Origin of the sequence: Amycolatopsis orientalis DSM 43388 (assembly GCF_000411975.1) — a bacterium.
In the GTDB taxonomy this organism is placed as follows: Bacteria; Actinomycetota; Actinomycetes; order Mycobacteriales; family Pseudonocardiaceae; genus Amycolatopsis; species Amycolatopsis orientalis_D.
Genome location: NZ_ASXG01000072.1, coordinates 20,253 through 33,046 on the forward strand (window position 1 = coordinate 20,253; position 12,794 = coordinate 33,046).

The 12,794-nt window shown below is 71.3% G+C and carries 7 protein-coding genes; all 7 read left to right on the forward strand.

The window, feature by feature from the left end:
* Positions 1-53 precede the first annotated feature (53 nt).
* The 7 genes from L942_RS12275 (at position 54) to tpiA (ending at position 12,754) form a co-directional block, all read left to right on the forward strand.
* The gene (locus L942_RS12275) at positions 54-1,517 is read left to right on the forward strand and encodes a hypothetical protein (protein ID WP_037359152.1); all 1,464 of its coding nucleotides are present in this window, start codon (positions 54-56) and stop codon (positions 1,515-1,517) included.
* Complete coding sequence (locus tag L942_RS12280; RefSeq protein ID WP_037359154.1) at positions 1,517-2,320, forward strand: hypothetical protein; 804 nt, start codon at positions 1,517-1,519, stop codon at positions 2,318-2,320. Before L942_RS12275 ends, L942_RS12280 begins: the two co-directional genes overlap by 1 nt.
* Before the next feature lie 12 nt (positions 2,321-2,332).
* On the forward strand, positions 2,333-6,805 hold the full coding sequence (locus L942_RS12285; RefSeq protein WP_037359157.1) for a hypothetical protein: 4,473 nt from the start codon (positions 2,333-2,335) through the stop codon (positions 6,803-6,805).
* 453 nt (positions 6,806-7,258) lie between these two features.
* A complete protein-coding gene (locus L942_RS12290; RefSeq protein WP_037359351.1) occupies positions 7,259-8,551 on the forward strand; it encodes a winged helix DNA-binding domain-containing protein in 1,293 nt (430 codons plus the stop codon).
* Positions 8,552-9,746: 1,195 nt separating this feature from the next.
* On the forward strand, positions 9,747-10,748 hold the full coding sequence (gene gap / locus L942_RS12295) for a type I glyceraldehyde-3-phosphate dehydrogenase (protein ID WP_037359161.1): 1,002 nt from the start codon (positions 9,747-9,749) through the stop codon (positions 10,746-10,748).
* A 5-nt stretch (positions 10,749-10,753) separates the two neighbouring features.
* Complete coding sequence (locus tag L942_RS12300; protein ID WP_037359164.1) at positions 10,754-11,968, forward strand: phosphoglycerate kinase; 1,215 nt, start codon at positions 10,754-10,756, stop codon at positions 11,966-11,968.
* Entirely contained in the window at positions 11,969-12,754 is a 786-nt protein-coding gene (gene tpiA, locus L942_RS12305; protein ID WP_037359167.1) for a triose-phosphate isomerase, read from the forward strand. It begins immediately after the preceding gene.
* Positions 12,755-12,794 lie beyond the last annotated feature (40 nt).

The window sequence follows — 12,794 nt, forward strand, 5'->3', positions numbered from 1 at the left end:
GTGCGGGCGCTCGGCCGGGCCGACTAGCCTGACCTGCTGTGCGATACGACGAGATGGGCGCCGCGGGGCTCGCCGACGAGGGGCTGACCCGTCGGCTGAAGGCGCTCGCCTGCACCGCGCCGTTGCACGACCTCGACGCGCGCAAGGCGAAGCTCGACTGGGCCGACGCCACGGTGTACCAGATGGCCGAGATCGCGCTGCACACGATCGACCAGGTCACCATCGCGATGGACTTCGACACCGGGGCCGGGCACGACCAGGTGATCGACCGGCTGCTGCCCTTCATCTCGCTGCAGGCGCCGTCGCGGACGCCGGAAGAGCACGTGCGCGTGGCCAAGTGGGTGCTGGACAACCTGATCAACGTCGGCACCACCGACCGCGGCTTCCGGCGCGTGTACGGCTCGCTCGGCCCCGGCGGCTACCAGCGCCGCCAGTTCGACTTCAAGCTGCTCGTCGAACTCGCCGCCCCGGACGGCGAGGTGTACCTGCGCGCCACCGACGAGGCGATCAACGTGCTGGTCGGCGCGCTGGACACGGACGTCGAATCAGCGCAGATCGCGGCCGAGGTGAAGCTGGAGAACCTGATCAACCGCGGCCGCCTCGCCGACGCGAAGCTCGCCGCGGAGCAGGCGCGCTACCGCACCGTGCAGTACGGCGAGACGCTGCGCGCGAAGCTCGACGCGACCCGCCGCGACGTGCGCGCGGTCGACTGGGAACAGGAGGTGCCGGAGCTGATCGAATCGGCGCTCGGGCACATCGAGTCCCGGTTCCGAGCGGAGAACGCGATCCTGAAGAACATCACCACCGCGCGCGACGAATCCGAGGACCCCGACCACAAGCGCCGCGCGGCCGAGCTGGTCGACATCGTCGCCGACTGCATCCGGCGGCACACCCGGCTCCAGTCGCGGCTGGCCGACGCCGGTGCGGTCTTCCGCGCCGAACAGGACCGCCAGCAGTTCTCCGGACCGCCGCAGCGCGCCACTATCGACCTGTTCGGCCAGCTCCTGATGCCGACGCTCGGGATGCCGCTCGCCGACGCCACCGCGCCCGCGGAGCACTTCTTCCACGCCGTCGCCGGGATCGCGACGCCGGTCGTGCCGTCGCTGTCCTCGCTCGTGTCGCTGCTGCTGCGGCCCGCCCCGGAGCGCGACCAGCTGGTCGGCGAGGTGCCGGAACCGGAGCTGGTGCCCGCCGAGGCGACCGACCGGTTCGGCGACGACGTGTGGCGGCTCGCCGACGAACTGCTCGACCTGCCCGACGTGCCGCGCCGGCTGTCCGGGCTGCTGGAGGACGCGCGCCGATCCGGGCAGCCGAACCTGGCGTCCCTGGTCGCGCTGCGTGCCCTGCACGCTTACAGTCCCGAGGTCGGCGCGGCGCGCCGGCAGGGGGAACGCCACGTGCTGCTCGCCGTCGACGACGGCACTCTGCTCGACGACCCGGAGTTCGGCGGGGCCGACCTGCTGCTGTCCACCGCGGAGGTCGAACGAGCGGACGACGAGACCGAGGAGGTCGCCTGATGCCGGTGACGCACACGAGCGTCGACGCCGAGGCCGCCGCGCGCCTCGTCGCGTTCGGGATGCGCCCGAAGCAGCTCCCCGCCCGCGACGTCGTGTACGGCGAGCTGGTGCGCCGTTACAGCGAGGACAACGCGTTCAAGGCGCTCACGCACGCGGTCGCGTCCGGGCTCGGGCTGATGGTGCTCGAGGTGACCCAGCAGGCCGGATGCGTGCTCGCGGCCACCGACGAGTCCGTCTTCGAGATCAAGATGGACAGCTACGCGCGGCAAGCCAAGATCCGCGAGCGGCGCGAGACGGAAAAGGTGCTGCACGGCCTGATCCACCTCGCGACGGCCGCGCTCGGCTATCCGCGCCCGGACGACCTGGCCAACGACACCTACATCGGCCGCGTCAGCGTCGAGCAGGTAGACGCGATGGTCCGCGAAGCGGCGCGCGTGCTCGACGAGCGGGCGCAGCTGGCCGAGGCGAACAACGACCCGCTGGCCGACGCGCCGGAGCTGGAGCAGGCGTGGCGCGCGTACGCTCGTCGTCCGGCCGCGGCGGCGACGAAGGACGGCCGGATGGCGGCGGACACCACGCGCGGCATGGTGTCGCGCGCGCTGCGATTCCTTGCCGACCAAGGCTTTTTGGTGCCGGTGAGCGACGAACAGGGCGGCACTTACCGCACGACGCCGCGGTATCAGATCCAGGTGCGCGAGCTGGCCGCGGACGCCGCGTTCGACGATCTGCTCGCGCTCGACGTCGTCGCGGTCGCCGGACCGGGGGGAACGCTGCGCGCGACGGCCTCGGACACGCTGCAGTAAGAGGGGAAACGGATGTACGAGCTTTCGCGGGTCCGCCTGCATTCGGTGGGCCCGGCGGGCGCCCGGTACCAGGACGTGGTACTGGACTTCAGCGGCGTCGGGGCGACGATCACCGCGCCGAAGCAGGACGCGCTGTTCTCCGCGGGCATCCACGCCGGCGGACCGGTGCGCCGCCCGTCTCCGGCGAGCGTGCTGTTCCTGGAGAACGGCGGCGGCAAGTCCGTGCTGATCAAGCTGATCTTCTCGGTGATGCTGCCCGGGCGGCGCCAGGTCGTCGGCACCACCAGCACGAAGGTGCTGGAGAAGTTCGTGACGGCCAAGGACGTCGCGCACGTGGTGCTGGAATGGCTGCACGTCGAGACCGGCCAGCGGGTGATCACCGGCAAGGTGTCGGAGTGGCGCGGGCACGTGACGTCCGCGGACTCGGAGAACCTCGTCGACTCCTGGTACTGCTTCCGCCCGACCGCCGAGCTCGGCCTCGATTCGCTGCCGCTGACCGAGGACGGCCGGCTGCTCACCATGTCCGGGTTCCACGACCGGATCGCGAGCGCGGCGATGGCCGAACCGGAGCTGGAGCTGTTCTGGACGCGCCGGCACCACGAGTGGACCGGACGGCTCGACCAGCTCGGCCTGGACACCGAACTGTTCCGCTACCAGCGCGCGATGAACGCGGGCGAGGGCGAGGCCGCCGACGCGTTCCAGTTCTCCACCGACGAAGCGTTCGTGGAGTTCCTGCTGCGCGCGGTGCTGTCCGAGGACGAGCCGAAGGACCTCGCCGAGGTCGTGTCGACGTATGCGAACAACCTCGCGCAGCGCGGCGATCTGATGGCGGAGAAGGAATTCGTCGAAGGCGCGCTGGAACTGCTCGGTCCGCTGGCCGAGGAGGAAAGCGTGGCCGCGGCTTCGCGGCGGATCGCCGAATCCGCGCGGGAGGACCTCAGCAAGCTGGCCGGGCGGATCCACGCGCGCGACGAGCTGGAGAACGCGCGGTTGTCGGGGCTGGAAGAGCACGTCGAGGAGGTGCGGACCGCGGAAAAGCTCGCCGAGGGCGACCATCGGCGGCTGACCGCGGGCGTCACCGAGCTGCGGCGGCTGGTCGCGGTGCTGCGGCTGGAAGAAGCGCAGCTCGAACGCGAGCGCGTCGACGGCGAGCTGGCCGAGGCGAAGACGCAGGCCGAAGCGTGGCGCGAGACCGCGACTGTGCTGAACCGGTTGAACGCGGCGCGCAAGGCGAAAGACCTGCGTGAGCTGGTCGGAAACCGCGAGGAGAAGGCGAAACCGGCGTTGGCCGCGCGGGACGCGGCGGCGGTCGCGCTGGGGCGTGGTTTGCTCGCGCTGGCGCGGGATGCGCAGCGGCAAGCGGACAAGGCCGAGGCGCACGCGGACGCGTTGCGTGCCGAGGCGGAAAAGGCGCAAACCGAGCGGGACGAGGCGGCGAACCTGGCTGCTGGCCGTCGAGCCGAGGCACGCGGGTTGTCGTCGCGGATCGCCGAACTGCGCGAGGAAATCTCCGAGTCCGTCCGAAGCGGACTGTTGCCGTCCGGAGCGGACGTGGCGGAAGCGGCCCGGGCGGCGCGGGCGGAAGCCGAGGCCGCGGCGGCGGAATCCGTTCGCCGGGAACAGGAACTCGACCGGGTCGGCGAGGATCTGCAAGCGGCGCAGCGCTCGGTGAACGAGGCGCACCAGCTCGCCGGGTCCACTCAGGACCGTCTCGTGCGCGCGGCCGAAGACCTCGAACGCGCGCACCGGCGGACCGACGCGCTGGCCGCGGAACCGCGGTTGATGGAGCTGCTCGGCGCGGACGACGTCAAGCTCGAGAGCGACCTTCCGGTGCTGCTGCAGCGATTGCGTGACGCGAGCGCGGCGGTCGAGAAGGAACAGACCGCGCTGCGGATGGAGGAGCAGGCCGACGAGCGGGCGCTGGCCGCGCTCGGGTCGGGCGGGCTGCTGCCGCCGCCGGAGGACGTGCAGGCCGCGCTGGACGCGTTGGAACAGGCCGGAATCACCGCGTGGTCGGGCTGGCGGTATCTGTCCAAACTGGACTCCGTGCGGCGCGCCGAAGTGCTGGAGCGGATGCCGCAGCTCGTCGCCGGAGTGCTGCTGAACGACGCGGCGCAGGTGAAGCGGGCGCGGGAGGTGCTGGAGTCTTCGCGGCTGCTGCCGAGTGCGGTCGTCGCGGTCGGGACCACGGACGCGTTCCAGACGGCGGATGTTCCGGCCGCGGCAGGCGTCGAGTTCCTGGTGCCGCCGAACCCGGCGATGTACGACGAGGAAGCCGCCGACACCGAGCGGGAAGCCGTGGCGCAGCGGCACGCGGAACGGCAGCGCCGGCTGGAACAGCTGTCGGAGTCGCTCGCCGCCGATGGCGCACTGACCTGGAAGCTCACGACCTGGCGCGAGGACTATCCGGCCGGTGCGATCGGGACGCTCGCCGAGCAGGCCGAAAGCGCTCGCGTCGCCCGGGAGACCGCGCAGACCGCGCTCGCGCAGGCCGAAGCGGAATTCGCCCGGTTGAGCGAAAAAGCCGCTGCGCTGCGCGAGCGTGTTCCGGCGTTGCGGACCGCGGCCGCCGAAGCCGAGGAGAAGGCGCGCCGGCTCGGTGAACTCGCCACGAGGGCGGCGCGCGTCGCGGAGTGGACCGAAGAGGTCGAGCGGGCCACGGAAATCGCGGAACGCGCGGAGACGTCGGCGGCTGAGGCGTCGGCCCGGGCGGCGCGGTTGCGGGAGCAGGCGGCGGAGGAGCAGCGGACCGCTGACGGACACCGTCGCACCGTCACCACCGCGCGGTCCGAGCTGGCTGAGGTGCCGGGTGCGGCCGAGCTGCCGGAGGACGTCGAAGCGCCTTCGGAACCGGTGGACGCGTTGCGGCGCACCTTCGCGTCGGCTTCGGAGGCGTACGCGAAGGTCGAGGTCGGCAGCGATCTCCGCGCCGAGCTGGAGCAGGCTGAATCCGCCGAAGCCGCGGCGTCGTCCGCCTTGGAAGCGCTGGACGAAGAGGTCCGGGTGCGCGCGGCGGCGCTGCTGGAGACGCCCGACGGATCGGACGCTTCCACCCGGGCGGCGGCGCTGGCGCGGGCGCGGCGGGTTGTCGACGCGCTGGAGGAAGAACGCACCGAGGCGATCGGTCTGGTGTCGACGCGGCGGGCCGAGCTGGACGTGCTGCCCCTGCAGACCGGCGTCGCCTCTCCGGCCGAGCGGCCGCGCGACATCGAGCACGGCCTCGAACTGATCGACGCGGCCTCGCTGGAAGTGTCCGCGGCGGCCCGGAAATGGGAGGAGCTGCAGGAACGCCGAGCCGCCGCGGAAGCGACGCTCGACGCGGCGAAGGCTTCGGCGTCCGGCTTCGGATTGCTGTCGGAATCGTTGGCGCACTTGCGTTCGGAGGAGCCCGCGGAGCCCTACGACGGCGACGTCGAGTCCGCGCGGACCCGGTACAACCAGCTCAACACCGTCCTGAACGACGCGCAGGCGGCAGCCGATTCCGGCGATCGCCGGGTGCGCGCCGCGGCGGACCAGCTGGCGCAGTACGCGACCGAAAAACGCTTCGAAAAACTCAGCACACCGGTACGGCAGCAGGTGATTTCCGTGAAGCGGGACCAGCTTCCCGCGCATGCGGCGGAATGGAGCGAGGCGCTGCGCCCCCGGCTGCGGACGCTCACCGACGACCTCGCGCAGATCGACCGGCACCGCGGCGGCATCATCACGCGGCTGCAGGGCATGGTCGAAGGCGCGTTGCGCACCCTGCGGTCGGCGCAGCGGGTGTCGCGGCTGCCGGACGGGCTCGGCGACTGGTCCGGCCAGGAGTTCCTGCGGATCCGGTTCACCGAGCTGGAAGACCATGTGCTGGCGGAAAAACTGGGCGAGGTCGTCGACGAGGCAGCCGCGGGCAAGACCGCCGACGGCCGCGACGTGAAGCGCGACGGCCTGTCGCTGGTGCTGCGCGGGGTGCACGTCGCCGCGCCCAAGGGGTACCGGGTCGACATGCTCAAACCGGACTCCGTGCTGCGCACCGAACGCCAGCGGGTGTCGGAAATCCGCGACGTGTTCTCCGGCGGCCAGCAGCTGACCGCGGCGATCATCCTGTACTGCACGCTCGCCGCGCTGCGCGCCAACAACCGGGGCAAGGCGCGGAACCGGCATTCGGGCGTGCTGTTCCTGGACAACCCGATCGGCCGCGCTTCCGCCGGATACCTGCTGGAACTGCAGCGGGCCGTGGCGGAGGCGCTGGGCGTGCAGCTGATCTACACGACGGGCCTCTTCGACGCGGGCGCGCTGGCGGAATTCCCGCTGATCGTGCGGCTGCGCAACGACGCGGACCTGCGGGCCGGGCGGAAGTACCTGTCGGTGGACGCGACGATCCGGAACTCCCTCGACGACCTCGGGGACCCCGACGGGGTGGCCCGGCTTTCGGCGACGCGGATGTTCAGCCGCACAACGTCTTCCCCGTCGGCGGAGTTTCCTTCGGAGGAGGAGCAACCGGCCTGATCGTGGGGTGCTCCGTGAGTCCACAGTGGACAGACTGCTCTTTCCGGCAGGCATTGCGGCCGGGAGTCGCCTCGAACCTTTGGCGCGGCAGGGAGCCACTTCGAACCTTTGGCGTGCCCGGGAGTCACCTAGAACCTTTGGCGTGCCCGGGAGTCACCTAGAACCTTTGGCGTGCCCGGCGGTCCTAGGCTAGGCGCGGCAAGGGCATCCGCTGTTCGACGCACCGGTGGGACCCGGCCCGCCTCGTCGTCGCCGCATCTTCCGCCGAGGCGCGTTGCCGGGCCGGTCGCCTCGGCCTTCCCGCGCTGGTCCTGGTCACGATCTGCTGCACTGGCCTTGCTCCGCCGCCCCGGTCGCCGCTTCCGCGGCCAGGCGGCTTTTTGTTTTCCAAGCTTCTGACCAGCGCAGATGAGTTTTTTGTCGGACCTGCCTGGTAAGAATCGGGTCGTGAAGATGACCCTCGCCCAACGCCGGGCCCGCCTCGGCGTCCGCCACCGCCTAGCGGCCCGGGCGACGACCGTCGAGGAAGCAGTCGACGGCGTCGTCGCGCTGCACGCCACCGATCCCGCTTCGGTGTACCTGTCCGCGTGGGCCCGCGTGCACGCGATGTCGGTCGCCGACGTCGAGGACGCGCTGTACACCCGACGCACCCTCCTGCGCATCCTCGGCATGCGGCGCACGGTTTTCGTCACCGACCTCGCCACGGCTGGTTTGGTGCAGGCCGCGTGTTCGTACGACATCGCCGCCCGCCAACGACGTCTGCTGGAAAAGCAGCTGGGCACTCAGGGACATCCGGAGAACGTGCCGCGTCCCGGCGAATGGCTGGACGAGGTGATGGCGAGCGTCGAAAAAGCCTTGCGCGCCAGAGGCTCGGCAACCGCCCAGCAGCTGGCGGACGACGAACCGCGCCTGCGTCAGCAACTGGTGATGGCGAAGGGAAAGCCGTACGAGTCGACGGGCAACGTCACCAGCCGGGTGCTGTTCCAGCTGGCCGCGGAAGGCCGCATCGTGCGAGGCCGCCCGCGGGGGAGTTGGCAGAGCACGCAGTACCACTGGTCCCCGCTGACTGATTGGCTGGCTGGGCAAGCGGGTCGCTCCGAGCGCAGAGCCACTGGGCAGTCAGGTCGCGTTGCCTCTGGCGCTGCTGAACAGCCGAACCACTCGGCCCCCGGCACTCTCCCCGGACCCAGCCGTCCCGGCACCTTCGCCTGGCCCGGACTCTCCGAGGACGAAGCCCGAGCCGCGCTGGCGCGGAGATGGCTATACGCCTTCGGCCCGGCTCCAGTCACCGACCTCCGCTGGTGGACCGGCTGGACGGCAGTCCAGACGAAAAAGGCACTGACCGCCATCGCCCCCGCCGAGGTCGACCTGGACGGCGAACCGGCCCTCGCCCTGCCCGACGACCTGGCCCCCGTCGCCGCGCCCGAGCCGTGGATCGCCCTGCTCCCTGCCCTGGACCCGACCGCCATGGGCTGGCAGTCCCGGGACTGGTACGTCGGCTCGCACCGCTCCGCGCTGTTCGACCGCAGCGGCAACATCGGCCCGACAGTCTGGAGCGACGGCCGGATCGTCGGAGCCTGGGGCCACCGCCCGTCCGGAGAAGTCGCGGTCCGCCTGCTGGAGGACATCGGTTCCGAGAAAGCCGCCGCAGTGGACGCCGAGGCGGCCAGGCTGAGCGAATGGCTGGGGGAGGCGCGAGTAGTGCCGAAGTTCCGGACCCCGGCGGAGAAGGAGCTGGCCGGATAGCAACCAGCACCGTGCCAACCTGACCAGCGGCACGCGGCAGATGGCAGCTGGACGGTTCAACTGACTGCCAGTCTCGCGGCCACGCCGCCAGCGCTCGGGACAACTGGCAGCCCGGCCTGCCACGCCTCGGCCTGCCGAACCCCGGGCATGCCACCCCGGGCCTGCCGTACCCCGCCTTGCCGGACCGCGGATTCGCCGCATCCCGGCTGGCCATACCCCGGGCTTGCCGTACCGCAGGCTTGCCGCAGTTCGGCCTGCCGTCCCCGCCGCGCTCAGGCGTGCCGCATCCTGCGTTGCCGTACCCCGGGCTTGCCGCAGCCCGGCTAGCCGGACCGCTCCGCCGGGCCCGGTCTGCCGTGCGGCTGCCCGGCCCCGGCGAGGTGCCGGGTGTCTGCCGCGTCCTGGTCTGGCGTGTGGCTGCTCGGCCCGGCGAAGTGTGAGGTGTCTGTCGCGCGCCGGTGTGGCGTGCGGCTGCCGGGCTTCGCGAAGTGCCGTGCCTGGTCTGGCGTGCGGCTGCTTGGCCCGGCGAAGTGCGGGGTGTCTGTCGCGCTCCGGTCTGGCGTGCGGCTGCTCGGCCCGGGCGAAGTGCGGGGTGTCTGTCGCGCTCCGGCCTGGCGTGCAGCTGCCTGGCCCGGCGAAGTGCCGGGTGTCGGCCGTGCCCGGTCTGGCTTGCAGCTGCTCGGCCCGGCGAAGTGCCAGGCGTCTGCCGCGCCCGGCCAGCCGCGCGACCGCCCAGGCCCCGCAAAGCGCGCGGCGTCTCCGGCGCAAACTGCCCCAACCGCGCTGCCCCGGCACCCGTCTCGAACCACCGCCGCGGCCGTCCTCCGCCCGCGCTCCAGCCGGACCCCGCCGAGGAGCCCCGGCGAAACCGTCCCGACAGCGTGAACCGGCGCACCAATACCGATCAAGCGAGTGGTCCGCTCCCGCCCTCGAAGCCCGGGGGAGCGCCCGCCCCGTTTCCGTCGCTCACCCGGCTGAGCTGGGTTCTTAATCGATTCTTGACGTCTCCCGGCAGTGGTGGAAGTCTCGTCAGGGCAGTCCGGGGCAACGGGGCCCGCACGCTAGGGTTGCACCGATTCCGGAAGTCGCAGAAGTCGTCCGGGGCGGGCGCCCCGGGGAACTTCCGCAGTGACCAACTTCAGCGGCCGGCGGCCGCCGCGCCGCCGCCGTGATCAACACCAGAGGAGTGGCAGCAGTGACCGTTCGCGTAGGTGTCAACGGCTTCGGCCGGATCGGCCGCAACTTCTTCCGTGCCGTGAAGGCGAGCGGTCACGACATCGAGGTCGTCGCGTTCAACGACCTCGGCGACGTCGCGACCATGGCCCACCTGCTCAAGTACGACTCGATCCTCGGCCGCTTCCCGGGCGAGGTCAGCGTCAGCGACGAGGGCATCGTCGTCGACGGCAAGACCATCAAGGCCCTCGCCGAGCGCGACCCGGCGAACCTGCCCTGGGGCGACCTGGGCGTGGACGTCGTCGTCGAGTCGACCGGCTTCTTCACCAACGCCGACGCCGCCAAGGCGCACATCGCCGGCGGCGCGAAGAAGGTCATCATCTCCGCGCCGGCCAAGGGCGAGGACCTGACCGTCGTCCTCGGCGTGAACGACGACAAGTACGACGGCTCGCAGACGATCATCTCGAACGCGTCCTGCACCACCAACTGCCTCGGCCCGCTGGCCAAGGTCCTCAACGACGCCTTCGGCATCGAGCAGGGCCTGATGACCACGATCCACGCCTACACCCAGGACCAGAACCTGCAGGACGGCCCGCACAAGGACCTGCGCCGCGCCCGCGCCGCCGCCCTGAACGTCGTCCCGGCCTCGACCGGCGCGGCCAAGGCGATCGGCCTCGTGCTGCCGGAGCTGCTCGGCAAGCTGGACGGCTACGCGCTGCGCGTCCCGGTCCCGACCGGCTCGGCCACCGACCTCACCGTCACCCTGAAGAAGTCGGCCACCGTCGACGAGATCAACGCTGCGTACCAGGCCGCCGCCGAGGGCCCGCTGGCCGGCATCCTGCGCTACTCGGTCGACCCGATCGTGTCCTCGGACATCGTCACCGACCCGGCCTCCTGCATCTACGACTCGCCGCTCACCAAGGTGATCGGCAACCAGGTCAAGGTCGTCGGCTGGTACGACAACGAGTGGGGCTACTCCAACCGCCTCGCCGACCTGATCAAGCTCGTCGGCTCGAAGCTCTGAGCCGGATGAGCGTCAAGAACCTCGACGACCTGCTGGGCGAGGGCGTTCAGGGCCGGTACGTACTCGTGCGTTCCGACCTGAACGTCCCGCTCGACGAGTCGGCCATCACCGACGACGGACGGGTCCGGGCCGCGCTGCCGACGATCAAGAAGCTCGCCGACGCGGGCGCGAAGGTCGTCGTCACCGCGCACCTCGGCCGCCCCAAGGGCGAACCGGACCCGAAGTTCACGCTCGCGCCGGTCGCGAAGCGGCTGGGCGAACTGCTCGGCTCCGAGGTCCCGCTGGCCGGCGACCTCGTCGGCGAGTCGGCGAAGGCGCTGGTCGCCGGACTGGCCGACGGCGGCGTCGTGCTGCTGGAGAACGTGCGCTTCGACGCGCGCGAGACCAGCAAGGACGCGGTCGACCGTTCCGAGCTGGCGGCCGAGCTGGCCGCGCTGGTGCCGGGCGGGGCGTTCGTCTCCGACGGCTTCGGCGTCGTGCACCGCAAGCAGGCCTCGGTCTACGAGATCGCCGCGGTGCTCCCGGCGTATGCGGGCGGCCTCGTGCTGGCCGAGCTGGACGTGCTGAAGAAGCTCACCGACGACGTCAAGCGGCCGTACGTGGTCGCGCTCGGCGGCTCGAAGGTGTCCGACAAGCTCGGCGTCATCGCGAACCTGCTCACCAAGGTCGACCGGCTGCTCATCGGCGGCGGCATGGCGTACACGTTCCTCAAGGCCAAGGGCTACGAGGTCGGTGCCTCGCTGCTGCAGGAAGACCAGCTGGACCAGGTCAAGGGCTTCCTCGCCGAGGCGGAGAAGCGCGGCGTCGAACTGGTGCTGCCGGTCGACGTGCTCGCGGCCGAAGGCTTCGCCGCCGACGCGCCGCACGAGGCCGTCGACGTCACCGCCATCCCGGCCGACCGCATGGGCCTCGACATCGGCCCGCGCAGCGCCGAGCTGTTCGCGCAGAAGCTCGCCGACGCGGCGACCGTCTTCTGGAACGGCCCGATGGGCGTCTTCGAATTCGAGGCGTTCGCCGGCGGCACCCGCGCGGTGGCCGAGGCGCTCGTGAAGAGCGACGCGTTCACCGTGGTCGGCGGCGGCGACTCGGCCGCCGCGGTGCGGCAGCTCGGTCTTCCCGAGGACGGCTTCTCGCACATCTCCACCGGCGGCGGCGCCTCGCTGGAGTACCTGGAAGGCAAGGAGCTGCCCGGCGTGGCGGCGCTGGAGGGGAAGAACTAAGTGGCACGCAAGCCCCTGGTGGCAGGCAACTGGAAGATGAACCTCAACCACCTCGAGGCCATCGCCCTGGTGCAGAAGATCGCCTTCGCGCTGCCGGAGAAGTACTACGCGAAGGTGGACGTGGCCGTGCTGCCGCCGTTCACCGACATCCGCAGCGTGCAGACCCTGGTCGACGCCGACAAGCTCTCCCTAACCTACGGTGCGCAGGACCTGTCGCCGCACGACTCGGGCGCCTACACCGGCGACATCTCCGGCCCGATGCTGGCGAAGCTGGGCTGCAGCTTCGTCACCGTCGGCCACTCGGAGCGGCGCGCGATCCACGGCGAGACCGACGAGCTGGTCAACAAGAAGGTCAAGGCCGCGCTCAAGCACGGCATCACGCCGATCCTGTGCGTGGGCGAGGAGCTCGAGGTCCGCGAGGCCGGCGAGCACCTCGAGCACACCCGCAACCAGCTGGTCGAGGGCCTCAAGGGGCTCAAGGCCGAGCAGGTGCAGGCCGTGGTGGTCGCGTACGAGCCGGTGTGGGCCATCGGCACCGGCAAGGTCGCGACCGCCGCCGACGCCGAAGAGGTCTGCAAATCCCTGCGCGGGACGCTCTCGGAGAAGTACGGCGACGAGGTCGCCACCGCGGTCCGGGTGCTCTACGGCGGCTCGGTGAAGTCCGGGAACGTCTCCGAGCTGGTGGCCGCGGACAACATCGACGGGGCGCTGGTCGGCGGCGCGAGCCTCGACGGCGAGGAGTTCACCAAGCTCTGCGCGCTCGCCGCCGGTGGCCCGCTGCCCTGATCGTGGGCACTACCGGGTAGCCTGTGTGTTCGGTCCGTCA

Excerpts from the sequence above, each read along its gene's own strand:
- L942_RS12275 (WP_037359152.1), top strand. The coding sequence starts at position 54 with ATGGGCGCCGCGGGGCTCGCCGACGAGGGGCTGACCCGTCGGCTGAAG.
- L942_RS12280 (WP_037359154.1), top strand. The coding sequence starts at position 1,517 with ATGCCGGTGACGCACACGAGCGTCGACGCCGAGGCCGCCGCGCGCCTC.
- L942_RS12285 (WP_037359157.1), top strand. The coding sequence starts at position 2,333 with ATGTACGAGCTTTCGCGGGTCCGCCTGCATTCGGTGGGCCCGGCGGGC.
- L942_RS12290 (WP_037359351.1), top strand. The coding sequence starts at position 7,259 with ATGACCCTCGCCCAACGCCGGGCCCGCCTCGGCGTCCGCCACCGCCTA.
- L942_RS12300 (WP_037359164.1), top strand. The coding sequence starts at position 10,754 with ATGAGCGTCAAGAACCTCGACGACCTGCTGGGCGAGGGCGTTCAGGGC.